This is a genomic window from Pantoea folii, assembly GCF_056678875.1.
Window position 1 is genome coordinate 47,981 of record NZ_JBWXON010000019.1, and the last position, 23,965, is coordinate 71,945.

Consider the following 23,965-nt stretch of genomic DNA (forward strand, 5'->3'; position numbering starts at 1 on the left):
CACCAGACAAAACGCTAAGGGCCCGTCATGTCGCCATTTATGGCGACCACCCATCTCATGCCCGCAATGCGGCAAAAAAGTGCTCCCGCACTGCTTCGGCATCCACGCCGAGGCACAAACGTTGTGGGCGAAGTCCGGCAAACGGATCTTCACGTGAGGCGAGGGCGCTGAGACGTCGCACTGTCTGACCACGGCTGATGCCTTCCGTCACCACACGCACCGGTGCTTCGGTCACGGTAAACGCCTGCGGCAGGGCCAGCCAGGAGAGCGTCAACGTGTCATGCAGCGCCATGCCATCAAACCCTTCCTTTTGCAGACTGTACGCCAGATACGGACGGCATATCGCGCTGAGTACAGGCTGATTTAACTGCCGCACTTCATCGCCCGTAATCAGCACCTTGTGCGTCACATCGAGCGGTAATATCACCACCGGCAGCGCCGAGGCCAGCACTTGATCGGCGGCATGCGGATCTTTCCAGATATTGAATTCGGCAAACGGCGAGACGTTGCCGGAATGGCCGTCGGTGCCAAATGCGCCGCCCATGATCACCAGCTCTTTCACCAGCGGAATGATATCCGGTGCCTGATTGATGGCGCTGGCGATATTGGTCAGCGGACCAATCGCTACAATTGTGATGGTATGCGGCTGCGCACGCACACTATCAATAATGAACTGCACCGCGCTGGAGGCTTCTTCACTGTGTGAGTTCTCGAATGCATCCCCTAATCCATCCAGGCCGTGCAGCGTGGCGGGCGCAGAAGGCGCCAATGCCAGTGGCTGCGAGCAGCCACGATAGACCGGGGCCTCAATTCCCATCTTCTCGCAAAACAGCCGGGCATTTTTCACCGCCTGGCCGACCGCCACATTGCCAAACACCGTGGTAATCCCCAGCAACCGCTGCGTCCGCGCCGCATACGCCAGCGCAAAGGCATCATCCACGCCAATATCAGTATCAAAAATCAGGGTACGCATCGGGATCTCCAATTTTGTATAAATGGAAGTGAAGCAAAAATATCAAGATGATGAATGTGCTATAAACGCGAAAATTAATCAGGAGTAAGCATGATAATAAAATCGCTGATATTCATTGCGCCATCAGGTCAAGGCCAGCGTTATCAAGAACGCTGTGCTTTGCTCACCTTACTTGCTCTCTCAGAGATAGATAAAGCGGCAAATATGGGAATGACGCGAGAAGAGTTGCTGAAAGACCTTATCCAGGCCACGACGGGTTAACTCTCCGATATTGTCACTCCCGCTGCGCCAGCGTATTATCGTGCCGCTAAGGTGATGGCGTGCCACCTTCCCCAACCGCCGTTTTGGAAACAGACGGCTGATGACGCCTGACAACACTCTTATCCCTGCGCGGGAGACGGCGGTGTGTCAGGCGTTTTTCTGTCCTGCCGCGGCCCTGCGCGTAACTCATTTCAGGAGCTCCAAATTATGGTGAAGTCGTTATTGGCTGTTGTGCTCGGTGGTGCTGTGGGCTGCTCGCTGCGCTGGCTAATTTCCCTTCGTTTCAATGCCTTATTCCCAAATCTGCCTCCGGGCACACTTATGGTGAATCTGGTTGGCGGGTTTATCATCGGTGCCGCATTGGCGTTTTTTGTCCGCAATCCGCATATTGACCCTTTCTGGAAACTGCTGATTGTCACTGGCTTATGCGGCGGTTTGACCACCTTCTCAACCTTTTCAGCGGAAATTGTCGGCTTGCTGCAAACCGGTAAATACCTCTGGGCAATGTCGAGCGTCATGGTCCACGTGGTGGGGTCTGTGCTGATGACTTTCGCCGGTTTTGCGGTCGTCAATTTGCTGGGATAAAAGCCCTGCGCATCACGGGCTTGAAATAACTCCTAAGAGGTAGATACTGGTCGGTGTTCTGTGTGCGTGACACGCAGAACCTGTCACCGATTTATCCGGACGATTAAGGAGCCCGTTGATGCGAAGTAACCCCAAATTCCTTAACCTGGTGTTGTTAAACGGTGAACCTGAGCAGAAGCTGCGCGCGGCCCGTGCCGCGGGTTTCGATCAGGTCGAAATCTGGCGGGATGATGTCGAGACCAACACACCGCTGCTGGCACAACAGTTAGATCTCGGCTTTACCAACTTGCAGGTACTACGCGACTTTACCGGTACCCCCGATCGCGAACGTTTACAGAAACGCGAAGAGTTGCGTCAGTTTATCCACATTGCCCAGTCTATTGGCTGCGATACCATTCAGGCTCCCGCCACCACGCGTGAAGATTGCGTGGCTGAGCGTATCGATGAAGATCTGCGTTGGATGGCCTCAGAGGCCGCGCGCTATAACATGCGCATCATGTATGAACCGATGGCGTGGTGCAGCGTCGATAACACCTTGCCGCTGGCGTGGCAGCGTTTGCAACGTCTCGACCAGCCGAATATAGGGCTGGTGGTCGATCTGTTCCATATCTGTGCTTTGGGCGGTGATGCGTCGCAGCTGGACGGCATTCCTGCCGATCGTATTTACGAAGTGCAGCTGTGCGACATGGCGGAGATGCCGCCGCAAGAGAAGGGCGCGCTGAGCGATTATGCTCGCCACCAGCGTTTACTGCCCGGCGACGGCATTATCGAGGTAGAACGCTTTGTCGATAAGTTGAAGAGCGGCGGTTACCGGGGGCCGGTCGGCATTGAAGTGTTTAACGATGGGTTAAAAGCGCAACCACCGGAAGTGGCCGCGCAAAAAGCCTGGCAAGCGTTAAATCGCTATTGGCCTTAATCCTGTAAACACTGGGCGATAAACGTCGCTGCCTGCATGGCACCCTGTGAGGAGATGGTGTGCCCGGTGGCGGCTTCATAGCGTGCTTCCACCGTGACCCCTGCCTCCTGCAAACGTTGTGCCGCTGATTCTGTTTCGCTATAGGGGATCACCCCATCCGCTTTGCCGTGAATCAGCAACGCAGGCGTGTGCGAAGCCGGGGTTAATGCACCGTCAAACGACAATCGTCCGGAAAACGCCACCACGCCCGCCAGCGGATGACGGCCCTGTGCCAGTGCATCCAGCGCCATGATCGAGCCCTGAGAAAAGCCTACCAGAATCACTTTATCCCACGCGTCCGCCATGCCGTGTTGCGCCATCAACTGCTGCAGTGTCTCATCGAACGCTGCGCGGGCTTCACGCACCCGCGCCGGACGATTTTCTGGGGTAATGCCCGTCAGGCTAAACCACTGATAACCCATCGCATGTTCAAACGGATAGGGCGCGTTCGGTGAGGCAAAAGCCACATCCGGCAGCAGGCTGGCCCAGTGCTGACCGAGCACGGCCAGGTCATCGCCATTACTGCCGACACCGTGTAAGAAAACCACTAACGCTTTTGCCATCATCCTGCTCCTTAAAGTCCGTAATCCGCCATATCTGGGCCAACCGGGACAATGCCGTTGGGATTCAGCGCCTTGATTGAATAATAACCCTGTTTGATATGGTCGATGTTCACTGTCTGACGCACACCTGAAACCGCCAGCATACTCTTCAGATAGCGATCGAGCAGCGGATAGTCGCGCAGGCGGCGCAGGTTACATTTGAACAGGCCATGATAGGCGACGTCAAAGCGCACCAGCGTGACGAACAAGCGAATATCGGCTTCGGTCAGGCGCTCGCCCAGCAGGAAAGTGCGGCCGTCTTTCAGACGCTGTTCCAGTTCATCTAACTGGCTGAACACATCATTAAACGCTTGCTGATAGCTCACCTGCGTGGTGGCAAAGCCGGTGCGGTAGACGCCGTTATTAAGGCGTGGGTATATCGATTCATTGATCGCGTCGATCTCAGCGCGCAGATCCTCCGGATAAAGATCGAGGCTGTTGTCGGCCAGATCGCCAAATCCGCTATTTAGCATACGCAGAATATCGGCAGATTCATTGTTCACAATGGTTTGCGTCTTCTTATCCCACAGCACCGGCACGGTCGCGCGGCCGGTAAAGTCAGCATCGGCGCGGGTATAAAGTTCGTGGATGTACTCGGCTTTGTTAAGCCAGTCACGATCAGCACCCGGATAGTCACCGAAGTGCCAGCCCTGCGCACCCAGCTGCGGCTCGACCACCGAGACGCTGATCACTTTCTCCAGTCCTTTCAGGCTGCGTGCCACCAGCGTGCGTGAGGCCCATGGGCAAATCAGCGCCACATACAGATGATAGCGATCCGGCTCGGCGGCAAACTCGCTGGAGCCGTCTGCGGTGATCCAGTGGCGAAAACTGGACGTCTGACGGACAAATCCGCCCTGTTTATCGGTGGCTTGAACCGGATGCCACTCTGCACTCCACTTACCGTTAACCAACATATGCTCGACTCCTCTCTGGTGATGGAGTGAGCATATCGCGCTGCTGGTTGGGTGATAATCCGGGCAAAATGGCTTTCATTGCTTCCAAATTGGAAGGAATCAGCCGGGAGGATGTTGCTGGAAATGATCGGCGAGGAAATCAATCAGTAAGCGGGTTTTCTGCGCCAGATGGCGAGCGGGGGGATAGAGGGCAAACAGGCCCATCGGCGGCGTGGCGAAGTTATCCAGTAGCGAGACGATCTCGCCGCGTTGTAGCGCAGGTGCGGCAATAAAACCTGGCAGACGCGCGATACCTAAACCGGCAATCGCCGCCTGCAAGCAGGCTTCGGTATTGGAGAAACACAGGCGGCCACGAATCGGCATGGAAACGCTATCGCCGCACGGCGTCACAAACGGCCAGTGCCAGGGATCGCGGAAATTGGTGTCGCTGATACATTGATGCTCAGCCAGATCGCGCCAGTGCTGCGGCGTGCCTTGTTGAAGCAGATAGCCCGGCGAAGCTGCTACGCGAATCGGTACATCGCCCAAACGACGTGCAATCAGGCTACTGTCATCCAATTTGCCAATGCGAATCGCCATGTCATAGCCTTCATCGACGATGTTCACCGCGCGATCCGAGAAATTTACATCCAGTTCAATCAAAGGGTAGTGACGCGCAAATGCGACCAATACACTGGCGAGCACCGCCGTACCAAAGGTGCCGGGCGCACTGATTTTTAAGCGTCCCGTCGGCGTGGTGGCGTTTTCGCGTACCGTGGCATCCAGCGTGTCAAAAGCATCCAGCAGGGTTTTTACCCGCTCATAATAGGCGCGACCCACTTCAGTGGCTGAGAGTGCACGCGTGCTGCGCTTAAACAACTGCACGCCGAGTTCCTGCTCCAGACGTGAAACCAGCTTAGAGGCCTGACCGCTGCTGGTGCCCAGTCGCTCGGCCGCCCCGGCAAAACTGCCCACTTCCAGCACCGCTACGAACATGCGGTCACAATCAAGACGATCCATGGCGGTTCCTGCGCAGCGAAAAAGGTGAGTATACACATTCGTTATCGAGGCACGGTAAATCGTGCTGCTATCACTGATTGCCAAATGCGACAATATGTCGCACAATCACCTCTGTTGTACGTCTGGCAATGACGTATCAATGGAACCACTCTCACAACAACGTATCGGGTGACGACAATAAGAGGTTTAAATATGGCAACCAGCGTCCGCTTAGACGATGATTTTGTTGAAGATGTGAAAACACATGCAGAAGCCATGAGCCGCAGCGTGCCTAAGCAGATTGAGCATTGGGCGAAGATTGGTCGCATCGCAGAGGATAACCCCGATCTGACGTTCTCCTTCATCAACGAAATCTTACTGGCTAAAGCAGAAATGGATAACGGCAAGGTCAAAAAATATGTGCGCAGAAAAGACCGGACAGGAAGTTGAGATTTATCAGACCCGCCGTTTTGAGAAGGCGTTTAACCGCCTGACGGAACAGGATCAGGAGGGTGTTGATCAAGAGATTGACCGCATTATTGCTAACCCAGAGATCGGTGAACGCAAAAAGGGCGACCTGAGCTATCTCTGGGTGCACAAGTTTTACCTGAGCAAGCAGCAATATCTGTTGGGTTACAGCTGGGTCGATCAGAGACTGGAAATCTATCTTCTGAGCCTCGGTACACACGAAAATTATTATGACGACCAGAAGCAACATCGTAAAAACGACCTGAAACTCATCGGCTAACAGAGTCGCTTCCTTAAGCGGTGGAAGCGTCCTTTCCCATCCAAACCCCCTCCGGCGTGATTCATGCCAATAGATGGTCGATGCACATTCAGTGCGCCCCCTCTTTTCCCCTGCGACAAAACCTGTTGAACTAGCTGTTCGCCTTAAGCTGGCCGGGAGCCATGCATGTCTTTGCTTCACCTGTCATCGCTGGCGGAGATTTCCGCCCTTGAATGGGATGCGCTGTTACCTGACGATCAACCGTTTTTACGCCATGCCTTTCTTCTCACGCTGGAAGAGAGTGGCAGCGTGCGGCCGGAAAACGGCTGGCAGCCGGATCACCTGCTGTGGCGCGAAAAGGGCGTGCTGAGCGCCGCGCTGCCGGGCTATCGCAAACGCAATTCGCAAGGTGAATACGTCTTTGATCACGCATGGGCTGATGCCTGTCACCGCGCCGGCATTCCATACTATCCAAAATGGCTGGGGGCGATTCCGTTCAGCCCGGTTACGGGTGCGCGTTTATTGGGCGAGCAAGCCGCCATCAGCCAGCTGCTCGCAGCGTTGCCCGATGAACTGCTGCAAAACGGCCTGAGCGGCGCACATATCAATTTCACCACGCCGTTTGCCAACGATGTGATGGAGCAGCAGCCCGACTGGCTGGCGCGTCTCGGCATCCAGTATCACTGGCACAACAAAGGATACCGCGATTTTCAGGATTTCCTCGACACGCTGATGTCACGCAAACGCAAACAGCTGCGTAAAGAGCGCGAACAGGTGGCGAGCAGTGGCTTTGAGTTCAACTGGTATCGTGGTGACGAACTCAGCGAAGATCAGTGGGATTTTGTCTATACCTGTTACGCCAATACCTATGCGGTACGCGGGCAGCGTCCTTATCTCACGCGGCAATTCTTCAGCCTGCTGGCCGAACGCATGCCGCGATCCATTCGCGTGGTCATTGCCACGCTGCAGGGTCATCCGGCGGCCATGGCGTTCTATCTGGTGGATGGCAACTCGCTGTACGGGCGTTACTGGGGCTGCCTGGCGGAGTTCGATCGCCTGCACTTTGAAACCTGCTTCTATCAGGGCATGGATTTTGCGATTGCCGAGGGATTACAGCGTTTTGATGCGGGGGCGCAAGGCGAGCACAAACTGGTGCGCGGCTTCGAACCGCAGATCACCCACTCATGGCACTACCTTTGCCATCCGGGGCTGCGTGAAGCCGTAGAAGAATATCTAGTGCAGGAGCGGGCAGGGATCCGCGCCTATGCCATTGAAGCGCGCGAAGCCCTGCCATATCGTCGCGGCGATTAATCTTCGCCGACAAAGCCACCGGTCTGATGCTGCCACAGGCGCGCATAAAGTCCGTTGTGCGCCAGCAGTTCGCGGTGGTTGCCCATCTCAACAATCTCACCTTTATCCAGCACCACCAGTCGGTCCATTTTGGCGATAGTGGAAAGGCGGTGCGCGATGGCAATCACCGTTTTGCCCTGCATCAGCGTTTCCAGGCTCTCCTGAATCGCCGCTTCTACCTCGGAATCGAGGGCGGAAGTGGCCTCATCCATGATCAGAATCGGCGCATCTTTCAGCAGCACGCGGGCAATGGCGATACGCTGGCGCTGACCGCCGGAGAGTTTCACCCCGCGCTCACCCACATGCGCATCCAGCCCGGTACGGCCTTGTGGATCGGACAGCAGCGGAATGAACTCATCGGCGCGGGCGCGGATAATCGCCGCCTGCAGTTCGTCTTCGGTGGCGTTTGGGCGCCCGTACAGCAGGTTTTCTCGAATCGAACGGTGCAGCAGAGACGTGTCTTGAGTGATCATGCCAATCTGGCCGCGCAGGCTCTCCTGCGTGACTTCGGCGATGTTGTGATCGTCAATCAGGATGCGCCCGCCGTTGATGTCATACAGCCGCAGCAGCAGATTCACCAGCGTTGATTTACCCGCGCCGGATGGTCCAATCAGGCCGATTTTTTCGCCCGGTTTGATATTCAGGTTGAGGCGATTGATCACCTGGCGGCTGCCGCCGTAATCAAAGCGCACATCTTCAAAGCGGATCTGACCCTGCGTTACCTGCAGGTTTTTCGCCTGCGGCTCATCCTGTACGCTGAGCGGCTGCGCGATGGTGTTTAATCCATCCTGCACCATGCCGATATTTTCAAAGATGCCGTTCACCACCCACATGATCCAGCCGGACATGTTCACTAAGCGGATCACCAGACCGGTGGCCAACGCAATCGCACCGACGCTGATCAGCGACTGGCTCCACAGCCACAATGCCAGGCCAGACGTGCTGACAATCAGCAGACCATTCAGCGTCGACAGCGTGATATCCATGGTGGTGACCATGCGGCTGGCGTGCTGGGTTTTGTCGGTCTGCTCCTGAATCGCTTCACGCGCGTAGCGTTTTTCCAGATCGTTGTGCGCGAACAGTTTGATGGTGGCGATATTGGTATAACCATCGACGATGGTGCCCATCAGTTTGGAACGCGCCTCGGAAGAGACCACCGAACGCTGCTTCACGCGCGGCACAAAGAAGCTCAGCGAGACGCTATAGGCCACGATCCAGATAATCAGCGGAATCATCAGGCGCCAGTCCGCTTCGGCGAACAGCACCAGTGAGGTGACGGCGTAAATCACCACATGCCAGATGGCATCCACCAGCTGCACCGCGGAATCGCGCAGGGAGTTGCCGGTCTGCATGATGCGCTGGGCGATGCGTCCGGCGAAATCGTTCTGGAAGAAGTTCAGGCTCTGGCGCAGCACGTAGTTGTGATGCTGCCAGCGGATCATGCTGGTCATGCTCGGGTTGATACTCTGATGCACCAGCATATCGTGCAGCGCGATAATCACCGGCCGCAGAATCAGCGCGACAAACCCCATCCATAGCAGCACCTGCCAGTTGTCGGTGAACAGCGTGGCGGGCGTCGAGTGATTGACCAGATCGATGATGCGGCTGAGATAGCTGAACAGCGCCACTTCAATCAGCGCCTGGGCAAGTCCGACAATCAGCAGGGCGACAAAGCTCGGCCACACCTGGCGCAGATAATAGAGGTAAAACGGCCAGACGCTGGAAGGGGGAGAATCGGTTGGTGCATCCTGGAAAATATTGATAAAACGTTCAAAACGACGATACAACATAAAGTCACTCTTTCCGTTTGGTGAGAGTTAACAGCTTAGTGCAAGTGAAAGGGATTACCGACATGGATCTGATCATTCGCGGTCGCGAACCAACCGATGCAGCCGCTTATCAACGCCTCTACAGCCACCCTGAGGTCTATCGCTGGACCACGCAGCTGCCGTTTCCCAGCGTGCAAACCTGGCAGAAAAAATTTGAGAACATGGACGCGGCAGGCTATATCGGCTTTGTCGCGGAGATTGACGGGCAAATGGTGGGCGAGTTGACGTTATTCGTTGAACAGCGCCCGCGCACACGTCATAGCATCAGTTTCGGTGTCAGCGTCGATCCGGCGTTTGGCGGGCGGGGTATTGGCGAGAAACTGATTCTTAACGCTATCAATTATGCCTTTAACTGGCTGGGCGTGGTACGTATTGAGCTGGAAGCCTTTCATGATAATGCCCGTGCGCTACGGTTGTACCAGCGCCTTGGTTTTGAACATGAAGGTGTGAAGCGCAAAGCCTGCCTGCGTGAGGGTGAATATCACGACATTGTGGTGATGGCGAAACTGCGCGATTAAGTAACGTGCGGGCTTTGGCCAGGTGCGCATAAATGCGTCATTCAGGCTTGTGCGGGATTTGGTTAGGTGCGCATAAATGCGTTATTAAGGGCTGTGTGGGATTTGACCAGGTGCGCATAAATGCGTCATTAAAACTTGTGCGGTATTTGGCCAGGTGCGCATAAATGCGCACCCTACGGCGGCGGGGGGAGGGTCGTAGGGTCGCCATTTATGGCGACCGTGCAAACGCTACTGACTCTTCTCGACGTACTTCTGCATATTCTCTTTGGTCACCAGCTCGAACGGAATCCACACGTGTGAATCCACTTTCTCGCCTTTCATCAGCTTTTGCGCCACATCCACCGAGGCTTTGCCCTGACCTATCGCATCCTGGAACACGGTGACCTGCATTTTGTCCTGCGCCATGGCTTTCAGGCCATCCGGCGTGGCATCAATCCCGCCCACCAGAATCTTCTTGTTGCTCTTCGCCAGCGCCATCGCGGCACCGATCGCCATTTCATCGTTGTTAGCGGCAACGATATCAATCGCTTCGCCGTTGCCGATCCAGTTGAGCATCAGATCCATGCCTTCGTTACGCGCATAGTTCGCCGGCTGCTTCTGTACCACTTTCATGCCCGGATATTTCGCCACCACCTGCTCGACATCTTTGGTGCGTTGCAGTGCGCCTGCGTCGGTTAGGTTGCCGATCATGATCGCCACATTGCCTTTGTAGTTGGCCATTTTTGCCAGCGCTTCCATCTGCAAGGTGCCGGATTCGCGCTCGTCCGATCCGACAAACACCACGCCCGCCGGCAGCGATTTATCGCCTGGCGTACGGTTCACGTATACCAGCGGGATTTTCGCCTGCTGCGCCAGTTTGGTCAGCTGTGGTGTGCTGGCGGAATCCACCGGATCGACGATGATGGCGTCAACGCCCGCGCCGATAAAGCTCTGCACCTGATCGGTCTGACGGCCAACGTCGCCGCGCGCATCTTCAAACTGCACATCGAGTCCGCGCGCTTTGGCCTCTTTATCAATCGACTGGCGAATAATGGTTAAAAAGTTCTGATCGAAATACGCCATTGATACGCCGATCTTTTCTGCCAACGCCGAGGCAGAGCTGGACAGCAGGCCAAGCAACAGTATCGCCTTGAGGGTTTTCATTGCGGACTCCAGGGTAAGCTTGTTATTAGAATGAATGTTTCAATGAGAGTTAAAATGGCTCAATGAAATCATTTTCAGACTACGAGGCGGTAAGGACCCTGACAATCAACATGTATGGATTTTGCAGCTAAGCGCACATTTTGCTCGCGGGTGCAGGATACTTTGCGACCTCCTTTGACGAGCCGGTGCATGATGCTTTGCGGCTTTCTATGGCGAGCCGATACATGATGCTTTGCAGGCTCATAGTGATGTTGCGAAGGTTTTTCTCAGAGCTGGCGCACATTCCGGTGTAAAAGCATCGGCTTATTTAAGGTTCTGTGCAGCGCCGCACCCTGCATTGTGGCAGATGCCAAAACCAGCGCAAAAAAGCCGCGCGGATTCCTCCATTCGCACAATGACCACCTCGCATCTGGCTCTCTATAGTTGCTGAACAGTGAAATTTAAGCGGTATTCCTGAACATCATCGCTTCGGAGCAGGACGCTCCTTCATCAAGGGGTTCAGCCATGTTACTAAGCAAAAACCGCAATGAGAACAGCCATGTGCGCATCTGGATCCTCTGTCTGATCCTGTTCCTGTCCGTCGTGGCCTATGCCGATCGTTCGATCCTGTCGATCTCTGGATCGGCGATCAAAGAGGAGTTTGGCCTGTCGGCGATCCAGCTGGGCCTGATCCTCTCGGCATTCAGCTGGGCCTATGTGATCGGCCAGATCCCTGGCGGGATTTTCCTCGACCGTTTCGGCACCAAAAAAGTCTATGGCGTGACGTTAGCGCTGTGGTCGGTTTCCACCATTTTAATGGGCTTTATTGGCGAATTTTCCAACGGCATGACCATGGCGTTGACACTGATGTTTGCGTTGCGCTTTGCTCTCGGCCTGATTGAAGCACCGAGCTTTCCGGCCAACGCGCGTGCGGTGATCATGTGGTTTCCCGGTGCCGAACGTGGTCGTGCTTCGTCGCTGTTTGCCTCGGCACAGTATTTTGCCGTTGCCATCTTCTCACCGCTGTCCGGCTGGCTGGTATCCCGCTTCGGCTGGGAGTGGCCGTTCTTTGTTCTGGGTGGTATTGGCGTGCTGGCGGTGTTTGTGTGGGGTTGGTATATGCGCAGCCCGAAACAGCATCCGCATGTATCAGCCGCAGAGTTGAAATACATTGAGGAGGGCGGTGCGCTGGTGGATATCGATTCAGCGCAAACGCTCAAAGCACGCCCACCCTTGAGCAAAGCGATGTTCAAAACCTTGCTCAGCAATCGCATGCTGTGGTGCGCCTACATTGGGCAATACTGCATTATTGCGCTCAGCTACTTCTTTATCACCTGGTTCCCGATTTACCTGGTCCAGGCACGCGGCATGAACATCATGGAAGCGGGCTTTGCCACCATCGCCCCGGCGCTGTTTGGCTTCCTTGGCGGCATCAGTGGCGGTTACATCTCTGACAAGCTGCTGGCTAACGGCTGGAGCCTGTCGTGGGCGCGTAAAACGCCGTATATCGTCGGCATGCTGATGGCCGCCTCGCTGATTCTGGCGGCGGTGATCCCGACCAATGCCGGCATTATCGCCATTATGTCGTTTGCCTTCTTTGGCAAAGGCGTGGCGGCTGGCGCGGGTACCTGGACCATTGTTAGCGATACCGCACCGAAAGAAGCAGTAGGTCTGGCGGGCGCGATCTTCAATGGCATCGGCAATATGGCCGGATTTATCACGCCACTGCTGTTCGGCATCATCGTCGGTCTGACCGGCAGCTACAGTATTGGATTGGTGTTCGTTGGCGCGCACTGCATCGTCGCGGCGCTGCTGTTCCTGCTGGTGATGGGCCCGATTGAACGCGTCGGTGACGAGCAGGATTCGTCTGCAACATCCTTCGAAAATCAGGGGAAACAAGATGGGATTAAAGCCGTTTAACGTATTGCTAAAAGGGCCGCTGTTACCGCAGCGGCTGCAGGATAATCTCGACGCGCACTTCTCTACTTCGCGGCTGTGGCAGCAGGATGATCAGGCCGCGTGGCTGGCCGAGCACGGTGCCAGTATTGATGCGCTGGTGACCAGCGGCAATGCGTTGATGGGGGCGAATGCGGAGCTACTGGCGCAGTTGCCCAATCTAAAGGTGATTTGCAGTAACGGTGTGGGCTATGACGCGATAGACATTGCCGCCGCCGAAGCGCGTGGCATCGTGGTGACCAACACGCCAGACGTTTTAAACAGCTGCGTGGCGGATACCGGCATGGCGCTGCTGCTGGATGTGGCGCGCCACATCAGCGCATCGGATCGTTATGTGCGCGCCGGTAATTGGCAAGCGAAAGGACGCTATCCGTTGACCACCAAAGTGGGCGGTAAAGTGTGCGGGATTGTCGGGCTGGGCGGGATTGGTAAGGAGCTGGCCAAGCGCGCTCAGGCGTTTGATATGGATGTGCATTTTTACAACCCGCGTTCACGCCCGGATGTGCCTTACACGCGCCACGATTCGCTGTTATCACTTGCCAGGCAGGCTGATTTTTTGGTGCTGACCATACCCGGCGGTGCCGCCACACATCATCTGGTGAATGCTGAAGTGTTACGTGCGCTGGGGCCAAAGGGCTTTTTAATCAACATTGCGCGCGGCAGTGTGGTGGATGAGCAGGCGTTGATTGCGGCGCTTGAAGCCGGTGAGATTGCGGGTGCCGGTTTGGATGTGTTCGAGCATGAACCGGCGGTGCCTGCCGCGTTACTGCAGCGTGATGATGTAGTGATCACCCCGCATCTCGCCAGCAGCACCCATGAAACCATGGCGGCGATGGCAGATTTGGTGTTTGAAAACCTGCTGGCGTTTTCGCAGGGCGAAGCGGTGTTAACGCGGGTGGTGTAGATTCTGTCGCATGATAAATCGCGCCGTCACCGATGCCATCAGGCAAACGTAGCGGTGCAAATTCATTGCGCCCATCCAAATCACTTCCCCTCTCACAGATCGCACAAATCACTCCTGAAGATTATTTGCTCAGCTGCCGATACCTCTCCTTACCATCCACTGATATTAAGGAGAGATATCGTGATAAAGCTGATTACCGTTGACGAATTGCGGCAAGGAATGTTCATCCACAAACTGGAGGTTTGGTGGCTCAAGGACAAACGCATTCGCAACCAAATGCTGATCACCGATAAACGCCAGATCGCGATGATCCGCAACGAAGGGATCCAGCAAATCTGGATCGATCTCGATAAGTCGGTGCAGGCACCTGCGAAGCCTGCGCCGAAGAAAGCCATTCCGCAAACCCCATTTTTCAAAGAGCTGGATCAGGCACAAACCATCTTCAATCAGGGTAAGCCACAGGTGCTGGCAATGTTCAACGAGGCGCGTATGGGTCAGGGGCTGGACCTCAACTATACGATGGACCTGGTGGACGACATTGCCGGATCGATTACCCGTGAACCGACTGCGCTGCTCAGCGTGGCGCGGCTGAAAAATCACGACGATTACACCTATCTGCACTCCATGGCAGTGTGCGGGTTGATGATCTCGCTGGGCAAAAAAATGGGGCTCGATGAACACCAGCAGCGGCGCGTGGGCATGGGCGGTTTGCTGCATGATGTCGGTAAATCGGCAGTGCCGCTGGAGATCCTCAACAAACCCGGCAAGCTCACCGACGAGGAGTTCACCATCATGCGCGAGCATCCGATTATCGGTGCACAGATGCTAATGGAGGCTGATGCAGGGGAAGACCTGTTAGATATTGCGCTGCATCACCACGAAAAAGTCGATGGCAGCGGTTACCCCCACAAACTGAAAGGCGAAGAGATTTCGCTGTTTTCTCGTATGGCCGCGGTGTGCGATGTCTATGATGCGGTGACCTCTAATCGTCCGTATCGCAAGGGATGGACCCCCGCCGAAGCGATGCACAATATGCTGAGCTGGCGCGGTCACTTCGACAATACGCTATTGCACGCCTTTGTGCGCACCATTGGCATTTATCCGGTGGGATCGCTGGTAAGACTGGCATCCGGGCGCGTGGCGCTGGTGGTGCAGGCCGGTGAAAAATCGCTGTTAAAACCCAAAGTGCATGTGTTCTGGTCTTTACACGCGCAACGTGAAGTGAAGCCGGAAGAGCTGGATCTCGGTGATTCATTCTGCACTGACAGCATTACCGGAGCCGAAGACAGTGGCCTTTGGCAGAACGTCGATCTCAATCGCATCTGGGCACTGGAAACCGCCTAATTCGACAGCATTTTTATACTTTCTTTACGCCAGATTCCCGCCTTTTTACCCCTTCTTTATGCCGCGCCGCGCATGCTTGCAGCACTACCAAATCCTCTGGAGGTTGCTGTGAGCGTGGGCGTGATTGCCGGCATCGTGCTGGTGTTTATCTTGTTGGGCTACCTGATCTATGCCCTGCTTAATGCGGAGGCATTCTGATGGCTGCGAATGCGTTTTTACTGATTGCGGTCTATCTGCTGGTGCTAATGGTGCTGGCACAACCGCTCGGGCGTTTTCTTGCGGTGTTAGTGGCCGACAAGCCGCTGCTGCCGCGTACCGAGCGGGCGCTGTGGCGGCTGGCCGGTGTGGAGAGTGGCGCGATGCGCTGGCCGCACTATCTGCTGGCGATCCTGCTGTTCAACGCGCTGGGGTTCTTATTATTGCTGGCGATTTTGATGTCGCAGGGGTCGCTGCCGCTCAACCCGCAACACCTGCCTAATCTAAGCTGGGATCTGGCGCTCAACACCGCCGTCAGCTTTGTCACCAACACCAACTGGCAGGCTTACGCGGGCGAAAGCACGGTGAGCTATTTTAGCCAGATGGCGGGCCTCACGGTGCAAAACTTCCTGTCGGCGGCGACCGGTATTGCGGTGGCTTTTGCGCTGATCCGTGGTTTTGCCAATCGCTCACTGGATACGCTGGGCAACGCCTGGCGCGACCTGACACGCATCACGGTGTATGTGCTGCTGCCGATCAGCCTGCTGATAGCGCTGTTCTTTGTTTATCAGGGCAGCATCCAGACGTTTGAGCCTTATCACGCTCTCACCACGCTGGAAGGGGCGAAGCAAACGCTGCCACTCGGTCCGGTGGCTTCGCAGGAAGCGATCAAAATGCTCGGCACCAACGGCGGCGGCTTCTTTAACGTTAACTCAGCCCATCCGTTTGAAAACCCGACCGCGCTGACCAATTTTGTGCAGATGCTGAGTATCTTTCTGATCCCGGCGGCGCTGTGCTTCACCTTCGGTCAGCATCTGGGCGACCGCCGTCAGGGCCACATGCTGCTGTGGGCGATGACCATCATGTTTGCGCTGGCGGTGGTTGCCGTGATGTGGGCAGAGCTGCGCGGTAATCCGCACTTCCTGGCACTCGGTGCAGACAGCGCCATCAACATGGAAGGCAAAGAGACGCGCTTCGGCATCCTCAACTCCAGCCTGTTTGCGGTGATCACCACCGCAGCCTCGTGCGGTGCGGTGAATGCCATGCATGACTCCTTCACTGCACTGGGCGGCATGGTGCCGATGTGGCTGATGCAGCTGGGTGAAGTGGTGTTTGGCGGCGTCGGTGCCGGGTTGTACGGCATGCTGCTGTTCGTGCTGCTCGGGGTATTTATCGCCGGTTTGATGATTGGTCGTACGCCGGAATACATGGGTAAAAAAATCGACGTGTGGGAGATGAAAATGACCGCACTGGCGATTCTGGTGACGCCTACCCTGGTGCTGCTCGGCACTGCACTGGCGATGATGACGGATGCAGGGCGCGCCGGTATGGCGAATCCAGGCATCCACGGCTTCAGCGAAGTGCTGTATGCCGTTTCGTCTGCATCTAACAACAACGGCAGTGCTTTTGCCGGTTTGAGCGCCAACACCCCGTTCTGGAACCTGTTGCTGGCCTTCTGCATGTTGGTGGGACGCTTCGGCATCATCATTCCGGTGATGGCGATCGCTGGCTCACTGGCGGCGAAGAAAATCCAGCCGGTGGGCAACGGTACGTTACCGACCCACGGTCCACTGTTTATCGCGCTGCTGATTGGCACCGTATTGCTGGTGGGGGCACTGACCTTTATCCCCGCGCTGGCACTCGGCCCGGTGGCGGAACATCTGCAACTTATTCAGGGATAACGGAATCATGAGTCGTCAACAACTGGCGCTGTTTGATGCAGCGCTGACGAAAACCGCGGTACTGGATGCGGTGAAGAAACTCGATCCGCGCGTGCAGTTTCGCAACCCGGTAATGTTCCTGGTGTGGCTCGGCAGCGTTCTGACCTCGCTGCTGGCCATCGGCATGCTGACAGGCCACCTGAGCGGTAACGCCGGGTTTACCGCCGGGGTCGCCATCTGGCTGTGGTTCACGGTGCTGTTTGCTAACTTCGCTGAAGCGCTGGCGGAAGGGCGCAGCAAGGCGCAGGCCAACAGCCTGAAAGGCATCAGTAAAACCAGTGACGCGAAAAAGCTGGCTGAGCCACGTCATGGCGCGCAGTGGCAGCCGGTAGCGGCAGACACCTTGCGTAAAGGCGATGTGGTGCTGGTGGAAGCGGGCGACATCATTCCGTGTGACGGCGAAGTGCTGGAAGGCGGCGCGTCAGTGGATGAGAGTGCGATTACTGGTGAATCAGCTCCGGTGATCCGCGAATCCGGCGGCGACTTCTCATCAGTCACCGGCGGTACGCGCATTCTGTCCGACTGGCTGGTGATCCAGTGCAGCGTCAATCCGGGCGAAACCTTCCTCGATCGCATGATCGCCATGGTCGAGGGCGCTAAACGCCGCAAAACGCCGAACGAGATCGCGCTGACTATTCTGCTGGTGTCGCTGACCATCGTGTTCCTGCTGGCGACGGCCACCCTGTGGCCGTTCTCGGCCTACGGCGGCACGCCGGTGAGCGTAACGGTGCTGGTGGCGCTGCTGGTGTGTCTGATTCCGACCACTATCGGCGGCTTGCTGTCGGCGATTGGCGTGGCGGGGATGAGCCGCATGCTCGGTGCAAACGTCATCGCCACCAGCGGTCGTGCGGTGGAAGCAGCGGGCGACGTCGATGTGCTGATGCTTGATAAAACCGGCACCATCACGCTGGGTAACCGCCAGGCGACGCAGTTTATGCCTGCACCTGGCGTCACCGAGCAGCAGTTAGCGGACGCCGCGCAGCTGGCCTCGCTGGCGGATGAAACCCCGGAAGGGCGCAGCATCGTGGTGCTGGCGAAGCAAAAATTTAACCTGCGCGAACGCGATCTCAGCAGCATGGGCGCGAGTTTTATTCCGTTCTCGGCACAGACGCGCATGAGCGGCGTCAACGTGCAGGATCGTCTGATTCGTAAAGGGGCCGTTGACGCGGTTCGCCGCCATATCGAAGCCAACAACGGCCGTTTCCCGGCAGAAGTGAACGCCAGCGTCGAAGAAGTGGCGCGCGCGGGTGGCACACCACTGGTGGTGGCCGAAGGCGCACAGGTGCTGGGCGTGGTGGCGCTAAAAGATATCGTCAAAGGCGGCATCAAAGAACGTTTTGCCGAGCTGCGCAAAATGGGCATCAAGACGGTGATGATTACCGGCGATAACCCGCTGACGGCGGCGGCCATCGCGGCAGAAGCGGGCGTGGATGATTTCCTCTCGGAAGCGACGCCGGAAGCCAAGCTGGCACTGATCCGCCAGTATCAGGCGGAAGGGCGTTTAGTGGCGATGACCGGCGACGGCACCAACGACGCCCCCGCGCTGGCGCAAGCGGACGTGGCAGTGGCGATGAACTCGGGCACGCAGGCGGCGAAAGAGGCTGGGAACATGGTCGATCTCGACTCCAACCCAACCAAACTGCTGGAAGTGGTGCATATCGGTAAACAGATGCTGATGACGCGCGGTTCGCTGACCACCTTCAGTATTGCCAACGACGTGGCAAAGTACTTTGCCATTATCCCGGCGGCGTTTGCGGCCACCTACCCGCAGCTCAATATGCTGAACGTGATGCATCTGCACTCACCGAACTCAGCGATTCTGTCGGCGGTCATTTTCAACGCGCTGGTGATTGTGTTCCTGATTCCGCTGGCGCTAAAAGGCGTGAGCTACCGTCCGATGAGTGCTGCTGCCCTGTTGCGCCGCAACCTGTGGATTTACGGTGTCGGCGGATTAGTGGTGCCGTTTATTGGTATTAAAGCCATCGACCTGCTGCTGACGCTGTTTGGTCTGGTTTAAGGAGAAGAGAAATGAGTCAGTTACGTCCGGCTATTGTATTGTTAATACTGCTGACGCTGTTAACCGGCGCGGTCTATCCGCTGCTGACCACCGGCTTAGCGCAGTGGTGGTTTCCGTCACAGGCCAACGGTTCGTTGATTGAGCAGGATGGCGCGGAGCGCGGTTCCGATTTAATTGGCCAGGTGTTTACGCAGCCCGGCCATTTCTGGGGCCGTCCATCAGCGACCGGCGATGCGCCCTACAACGCATTGGCCTCCAGTGGCAGCAACCTGGCGGCGAGCAATCCGGCATTGGATAAAGCGGTGGCCGAGCGCGTGGCTGCCCTGCGCACCGCTAATCCGCTGGCTCCTGCTGCAGTACCGGTTGAACTGGTGACGGCATCGGCGAGTGGGCTCGATCCGGATATTTCACCGGAAGCCGCATTGTGGCAAGCACCGCGTGTGGCGGCAGCGCGCAATATGGCGCTGAAGGATGTGGAAGCGCTGATTGCCCGTAACACTGAGCGTCCGCTGCTGCCGTTTATCGGTGAAGAGACGGTGAACGTGTTGCGGCTGAATATGGCGCTGGATGCGCTGCAGGGATAATTGATTGATAGCGCGATTTATCGCGCTTTTCACGACGGATAACTGATGAACGACGAAATCACCCGCCCCGATCCCGATGCGCTGTTGCTGAATCACAGCGACAGCCATCGCGGTAAGCTGAAAATCTACTTTGGCGCCTGTGCGGGCGTGGGGAAAACCTTCGCCATGCTGCAGGAGGCACAGCGTTTACGTGCGCAAGGCCTCGATGTGCTGGCGGGCGTGGTGGAAACCCATGGACGTGAAGAAACCGCTGCGCTGCTCAACGGCCTGGCGGTATTGCCGCGTCGCGCCACTGGGCGTTCACGGCATGCCGAATTCGATCTTGATGCAGCACTGGCGCGTCATCCGGCGGTGATCCTGATGGACGAACTGGCACACACTAACGTACAGGGTTCGCGCCATCCCAAGCGCTGGCAGGACATCGAGGAGCTGCTGGAAGCGGGCATCGACGTGATCACCACCGTCAACGTGCAGCATCTGGAAAGCCTCAACGATGTGGTCGGCGGCGTGACCGGCATTCAGGTGCGCGAAACCGTCCCCGATCCGTTTTTCGATAGCGCCGATGAGGTGGTACTGGTGGATCTGCCGCCGGACGATCTGCGTCAGCGGCTGAAAGAGGGCAAAGTCTACGTCGGCGATCGCGCCGAGCGCGCGATTGAAAACTTCTTCCGCAAAGGCAACCTGTTTGCCCTGCGCGAACTGGCGCTGCGCCGTACCGCGGACCGCGTGGACGATCAGATGCGTGCCTGGCGCGACCAGCAGGGCCGTGACAAAGTCTGGCACACACGTGACGCCATTTTATTGTGCATCGGCGACGACACCGGTAGTGAAAAACTGGTGCGCACCGCCGCGCGTTTAGCCGCGCGTCTCGGCAGCGAGTGGCACGCAGTGTACGTGGAAACGCCGCGTCTGAATCGCCTGCCGGAAGCGCGCCGTCGTGCCATTCTGCGCACGCTGCAACTGGCCCAAGAGCTGGGTGCGGAAACTGCTACTCTGTCCGATCCTGATGAGGCCCGCGCCGTGCTGCGTTACGCGCGCGAGCATAATCTCGGCAAAATCGTCACCGGTCGTCAGCCGCAACGGCGCTGGCGGCGCGACAGTTTTGCCCAGCGTTTGGGCCAGCTTGGCCCAGACCTCGATTTGCTGGTGGTGGCACTGGACGAACCGGTGCGCGACGCGCCGCATCCGATGGGCGGTAAACAGGCCAACAGTGATAAGTGGCGGCTGCATCTGCGCGGCTGCCTGATGGCGATTGCGCTGTGTATTCTGGTGACGATCGTAGGTCGCTGGCTACTGGTGGAGTTCGATCCGGCCAACGGCGTGATGATTTATCTGTTAGCCGTGGTGTTAGTCGCGCTGCGCTTTGGCCGCTGGCCCTCGGTGTTTGCCACGGTGATCAACATCCTGGCTTTTGATCTGTTCTTTGTCGCCCCGACCGGCACCGTGGCGGTATCGGATTTGCAGTATCTGGTGACCTTCGCGGTGATGCTGGCGGTAGGGGTGATCGTCGGGAACCTGACAGCAGGCGTGCGCTATCAGGCTAAAGTCGCGCGCTATCGCGAACAGCGTGCGCGCCATCTGTATGAGATGGCGAAATCGCTCGGCAGCGCGCTCACGCCGCAGGATATCGCCGCCACCAGCCAGCGCGTGATTGATGTCACCTTGCAGGCACGCAGCCAGCTACTGCTGCCGAATGAGCAGGGTGAGTTACAGGCGGTGGGTGAGAGCAGTATTGGTACGCCGCCCGATCTCGGCATCGCCAAATGGAGCTACAGCAAAGCACAACCGGCCGGCGCGGGCACGGATACGCTGCCTGCAGTGCCGTATCAGATTCTGCCGCTGAAAAGCGGCAATCACTGCCGTGGACTGTTGGTGGTAGAGCCGGAAAACCTGCGCCAGCTGATGATCCCTGAACAGCAGCGTCTGGTCGAAACCTTCACGGTGCTGATCGCCAACGCGCTGGAACGCATGGCGCTGTCGCAGAGTGAAGCGGCGTCTCGTTTGGCGGCAGAGCGTGAACAGCTGCGTAACGCACTGTTATCCGCGTTGTCGCATGACCTGCGCACGCCGCTGACGGTGCTGTTTGGCCAGGCGGAAATGCTGATGCTGGATCTGGCCGGCGATAACTCAAAATATGTCGGCCAGGCGAACCAGATCCGGGAACAGACGTTAAGCACCATTCGGCTGGTGAGCAATATGCTGGATATGGCGCGCATTCAGTCTGGTGGACTGAATCTGCGCGAGGAGTGGGTGGCGCTGGATGAAGTGATTGGCGGGGCGCTGAGCAGTATGGGGCCGTCGCTAAAAGGGCATGATTTCGCACTGGAACTGCCGCCGGAATTGGTGCTGATCAAAGGCGATAGCGCGATGCTGGAGCGCGTGTTTACCAATCTGATCGAGAACAGCCTCAAATATGCCGGTAACGCCGCGCAGCACGGTATTCGCGCCTGGCGTGACAAAGAGCGGCTGGAGATTGCGGTGTGGGACAACGGTCCGGGCATCGCCGTTGAGAATATGACGCGCATTTTCGACAAGTTTGCGCGCGGCGATAAGGAGTCGGCGGTGCCGGGCGTCGGGCTCGGTCTGGCGATCAGTAAAACCATTATTGAATCCCATCGCGGGCGCATCTGGGCAGAAAACCGACCGCAAGGCGGCGCGGAGTTTCGCTTGTCGCTGCCGCTGCCGGTAGCGCCTGAAATTTCTGAAGAAGCGCTGAAATAACTTCACACAAGTTCGGTTATACTCGCCCACTTGTCTGTTGATTAATGGGAAATTATGGAACGTTTTATCGAGAACCTGATGTATTCATCGCGCTGGTTGCTGGCTCCGGTTTACATTGGACTTTCGCTGGGGCTGCTGGCGCTGACCGTTAAATTTTTCCAGGAAATTTTTCACCTGTTGCCCAACATACTCAGCATTGCTGAGAACGATCTGATTCTGCTGCTGCTGTCGCTGGTGGACATGACGCTGGTCGGCGGATTGCTGGTGATGGTGATGCTCTCTGGCTATGAGAACTTTGTTTCTAAGCTGGATATTGATGAGAACAAAGAGAAGCTGAGCTGGCTGGGCAAGATGGATTCCGGCTCGCTGAAGAACAAAGTCGCGGCTTCGATTGTCGCGATTTCATCGATCCACCTGCTGCGCATCTTTATGGACGCGCGCAATGTCGATGACAGCAAGCTGATGTGGTACGTGATTATCCACCTGACCTTTGTGCTGTCGGCCTTCGTGATGGGCTGGCTGGATAATATGTCGAAGGTCGAGAAGAAGTAGTTTCGTGTACGAGGTGCGCATCAATGCGCACCCTACGGAAATCCGCCCAACGCCTGAAAATCCGCACAACCTCCCAGGAACTGCGCCTCCTACGAAAATCTGCACCACTTCCCTGAAGGCACCCTTTAACGTGACGTCACCACATTGCTATGGCGGCATTGTCTTCACCGCACCGGCTGTGTGCCCGCTAGTTTCGGCATCACCTCTCTGATCATCGCGAAAAACTGCCGCATACGAGCGGGATAATAACTGGCCCACGGATAGGTCAGCCACACCGGCAGCGGCGGGGCTTGCCACTCGGGCACCAGCTGAATCAACTCTCCTTTCGCCAAATCCTCTTGTACTACCCACGACGACACAATCGCCGCACCCATGCCTGCCAGCGCGGCTTTGCGGATGGCGTATAAGCTGTCGCTGGCGAGGCGAGGCGCAATCGGCAGATTCATCGGCTGCCCATCACTCAAGCGCTGTAGTGCAAGCTCATTGCGGTAAAAGCTGGTCAGCGCCAGCCATGGCAGGTCGGTCAGTTGGCTGACATCCTCAATCGGCGCATGCTGTGCCAGCAGTGAAGGTGCGGCGACCACAAAGCGCGGCACTTCAGCCAGCAGAATCGCCACCAGCGAGGGATCGTTCACCGCACCGACCTGAATCGCGCAATCGACATTTTCGCTGATAAAGTCCGGCGTGCGATCATTGAGCATCCACTCCACCGTCAGACGCGGGTAACGTTGCAGGTAATCCACCAGCGGATCGATTAATTGGTCCTGGCCAAACGCATGGGGCGCACGCACGCGCAGTGTGCCAATCGGGTCATCACTGGAACCGGTCAGTTCATCCTCTAGCGCGTGCCAGGTCGCCAGCAACTGCCGCGCTTGCGCATAACAACGTTCGCCGTCATCGGTGAGTTTCAAAGCATGGGTAGTGCGCAGAATCAGCTTCAGTCCTAACCGCTGTTCCAGTGCCTGCAACCGGCGGCTGATGGTGGGTTGTGTCGTGCCCAACTGCGCAGCGGCGGCTGACAGCGATCCACTTTCGACAATACGAATAAAGGTCTGCATCAGTTCAATGCGGTCAATACTGGTTGGATTGCTCATACGCACCGTGCATAACAGTTCTGTGTTTGACGAGTCTACCGCGTATGGCCGCGACGCGCTTTA

At 56.9% G+C, this 23,965-nt stretch carries 23 protein-coding genes and 1 riboswitch; of the genes, 16 read left to right on the forward strand and 7 right to left on the reverse strand.

Annotation, left to right across the window (positions count from 1 at the left end; all coding sequences use genetic code 11):
* Positions 1–55: 55 nt before the first annotated feature.
* Complete coding sequence (locus AC1MDE_RS20095; protein WP_058960675.1) at positions 56–973, reverse strand: nucleoside hydrolase; 918 nt, start codon at positions 971–973, stop codon at positions 56–58.
* A 90-nt stretch (positions 974–1,063) separates the two neighbouring features.
* Between AC1MDE_RS20095 and AC1MDE_RS20100 the strand changes: the two genes are divergently transcribed.
* From AC1MDE_RS20100 to AC1MDE_RS20110, 3 genes are all read left to right on the forward strand, one after another.
* A complete protein-coding gene (locus AC1MDE_RS20100) occupies positions 1,064–1,234 on the forward strand; it encodes a hypothetical protein (RefSeq protein ID WP_167347116.1) in 171 nt (56 codons plus the stop codon).
* A 41-nt stretch (positions 1,235–1,275) separates the two neighbouring features.
* Positions 1,276–1,351, forward strand: a riboswitch (Fluoride riboswitch).
* A gap of 90 nt (positions 1,352–1,441) precedes the next feature.
* Positions 1,442–1,819 carry a fluoride efflux transporter CrcB gene (gene crcB / locus AC1MDE_RS20105; protein ID WP_058960674.1) on the forward strand — a complete coding sequence of 126 codons (378 nt, stop codon included), beginning with the start codon at positions 1,442–1,444 and terminating at the stop codon, positions 1,817–1,819.
* 118 nt (positions 1,820–1,937) lie between these two features.
* Positions 1,938–2,735: a sugar phosphate isomerase/epimerase family protein gene (locus AC1MDE_RS20110; RefSeq protein ID WP_058960673.1), complete on the forward strand. Its 798-nt coding sequence runs from the start codon at positions 1,938–1,940 to the stop codon at positions 2,733–2,735.
* Here AC1MDE_RS20110 and AC1MDE_RS20115 read toward each other — a convergent pair.
* The 3 genes from AC1MDE_RS20115 to AC1MDE_RS20125 form a co-directional block, all read right to left on the reverse strand.
* Positions 2,732–3,337, reverse strand: a complete 606-nt coding sequence (locus tag AC1MDE_RS20115; RefSeq protein WP_058960672.1) for an alpha/beta hydrolase — start codon at positions 3,335–3,337, stop codon at positions 2,732–2,734. The two genes, AC1MDE_RS20110 and AC1MDE_RS20115, sit on opposite strands and share 4 nt — an antisense overlap.
* Positions 3,338–3,348: 11 nt before the next feature.
* Complete coding sequence (locus AC1MDE_RS20120) at positions 3,349–4,290, reverse strand: glutathione S-transferase family protein (protein WP_058960671.1); 942 nt, start codon at positions 4,288–4,290, stop codon at positions 3,349–3,351.
* Positions 4,291–4,389: 99 nt separating this feature from the next.
* Complete coding sequence (locus tag AC1MDE_RS20125) at positions 4,390–5,289, reverse strand: LysR family transcriptional regulator (RefSeq protein ID WP_058960670.1); 900 nt, start codon at positions 5,287–5,289, stop codon at positions 4,390–4,392.
* Positions 5,290–5,481: 192 nt separating this feature from the next.
* Here AC1MDE_RS20125 and AC1MDE_RS20130 point away from each other — a divergent pair, with 192 nt between their 5' ends.
* From AC1MDE_RS20130 to AC1MDE_RS20140, 3 genes are all read left to right on the forward strand, one after another.
* Positions 5,482–5,718 (forward strand): ParD-like family protein, encoded by a 237-nt coding sequence (locus AC1MDE_RS20130; RefSeq protein WP_034819879.1) that lies wholly within the window; start codon positions 5,482–5,484, stop codon positions 5,716–5,718.
* Entirely contained in the window at positions 5,687–6,016 is a 330-nt protein-coding gene (locus AC1MDE_RS20135) for a type II toxin-antitoxin system RelE/ParE family toxin (protein WP_058960669.1), read from the forward strand. The genes AC1MDE_RS20130 and AC1MDE_RS20135 overlap by 32 nt, the downstream gene beginning before the upstream one ends.
* Before the next feature lie 165 nt (positions 6,017–6,181).
* On the forward strand, positions 6,182–7,306 hold the full coding sequence (locus tag AC1MDE_RS20140; protein WP_058960668.1) for a GNAT family N-acetyltransferase: 1,125 nt from the start codon (positions 6,182–6,184) through the stop codon (positions 7,304–7,306).
* Here the strand turns inward: AC1MDE_RS20140 and AC1MDE_RS20145 are convergent.
* Positions 7,303–9,135: an ABC transporter ATP-binding protein gene (locus AC1MDE_RS20145; protein ID WP_058960667.1), complete on the reverse strand. Its 1,833-nt coding sequence runs from the start codon at positions 9,133–9,135 to the stop codon at positions 7,303–7,305. The genes AC1MDE_RS20140 and AC1MDE_RS20145 overlap by 4 nt on opposite strands.
* 62 nt (positions 9,136–9,197) lie before the next feature.
* Between AC1MDE_RS20145 and AC1MDE_RS20150 the strand changes: the two genes are divergently transcribed.
* Positions 9,198–9,692, forward strand: coding sequence for a GNAT family N-acetyltransferase (locus AC1MDE_RS20150; RefSeq protein ID WP_058960666.1), 495 nt, complete (start codon positions 9,198–9,200; stop codon positions 9,690–9,692).
* Between the two features lie 228 nt (positions 9,693–9,920).
* Here the strand turns inward: AC1MDE_RS20150 and AC1MDE_RS20155 are convergent, their stop codons facing one another.
* A complete protein-coding gene (locus AC1MDE_RS20155; protein WP_034819850.1) occupies positions 9,921–10,835 on the reverse strand; it encodes a sugar ABC transporter substrate-binding protein in 915 nt (304 codons plus the stop codon).
* Positions 10,836–11,339: 504 nt separating this feature from the next.
* Between AC1MDE_RS20155 and AC1MDE_RS20160 the strand changes: the two genes are divergently transcribed.
* From AC1MDE_RS20160 to AC1MDE_RS20200, 9 genes are all read left to right on the forward strand, one after another.
* Positions 11,340–12,734 carry an MFS transporter gene (locus AC1MDE_RS20160; RefSeq protein ID WP_160869231.1) on the forward strand — a complete coding sequence of 465 codons (1,395 nt, stop codon included), beginning with the start codon at positions 11,340–11,342 and terminating at the stop codon, positions 12,732–12,734.
* Positions 12,715–13,674 carry a 2-hydroxyacid dehydrogenase gene (locus AC1MDE_RS20165; RefSeq protein WP_058960664.1) on the forward strand — a complete coding sequence of 320 codons (960 nt, stop codon included), beginning with the start codon at positions 12,715–12,717 and terminating at the stop codon, positions 13,672–13,674. The genes AC1MDE_RS20160 and AC1MDE_RS20165 overlap by 20 nt, the downstream gene beginning before the upstream one ends.
* Before the next feature lie 180 nt (positions 13,675–13,854).
* Positions 13,855–15,018 (forward strand): HD-GYP domain-containing protein, encoded by a 1,164-nt coding sequence (locus AC1MDE_RS20170; RefSeq protein WP_058960663.1) that lies wholly within the window; start codon positions 13,855–13,857, stop codon positions 15,016–15,018.
* 108 nt (positions 15,019–15,126) lie between these two features.
* Positions 15,127–15,216 (forward strand): K(+)-transporting ATPase subunit F, encoded by a 90-nt coding sequence (gene kdpF / locus AC1MDE_RS20175; RefSeq protein WP_100701897.1) that lies wholly within the window; start codon positions 15,127–15,129, stop codon positions 15,214–15,216.
* Positions 15,216–16,895 (forward strand): potassium-transporting ATPase subunit KdpA, encoded by a 1,680-nt coding sequence (kdpA, locus tag AC1MDE_RS20180; RefSeq protein WP_479401375.1) that lies wholly within the window; start codon positions 15,216–15,218, stop codon positions 16,893–16,895. The genes kdpF and kdpA overlap by 1 nt, the downstream gene beginning before the upstream one ends.
* Before the next feature lie 7 nt (positions 16,896–16,902).
* A complete protein-coding gene (kdpB, locus tag AC1MDE_RS20185; RefSeq protein WP_058960661.1) occupies positions 16,903–18,951 on the forward strand; it encodes a potassium-transporting ATPase subunit KdpB in 2,049 nt (682 codons plus the stop codon).
* 11 nt (positions 18,952–18,962) lie between these two features.
* Positions 18,963–19,535 (forward strand): potassium-transporting ATPase subunit KdpC, encoded by a 573-nt coding sequence (gene kdpC / locus AC1MDE_RS20190; RefSeq protein ID WP_058960660.1) that lies wholly within the window; start codon positions 18,963–18,965, stop codon positions 19,533–19,535.
* A 45-nt stretch (positions 19,536–19,580) separates the two neighbouring features.
* A complete protein-coding gene (gene kdpD / locus AC1MDE_RS20195; protein ID WP_479399780.1) occupies positions 19,581–22,256 on the forward strand; it encodes a two-component system sensor histidine kinase KdpD in 2,676 nt (891 codons plus the stop codon).
* 54 nt (positions 22,257–22,310) lie between these two features.
* Positions 22,311–22,808 carry a TIGR00645 family protein gene (locus AC1MDE_RS20200; protein ID WP_034819827.1) on the forward strand — a complete coding sequence of 166 codons (498 nt, stop codon included), beginning with the start codon at positions 22,311–22,313 and terminating at the stop codon, positions 22,806–22,808.
* A gap of 164 nt (positions 22,809–22,972) precedes the next feature.
* Here the strand turns inward: AC1MDE_RS20200 and AC1MDE_RS20205 are convergent, their stop codons facing one another.
* Complete coding sequence (locus AC1MDE_RS20205) at positions 22,973–23,902, reverse strand: LysR family transcriptional regulator (RefSeq protein ID WP_167142144.1); 930 nt, start codon at positions 23,900–23,902, stop codon at positions 22,973–22,975.
* Positions 23,903–23,965 lie beyond the last annotated feature (63 nt).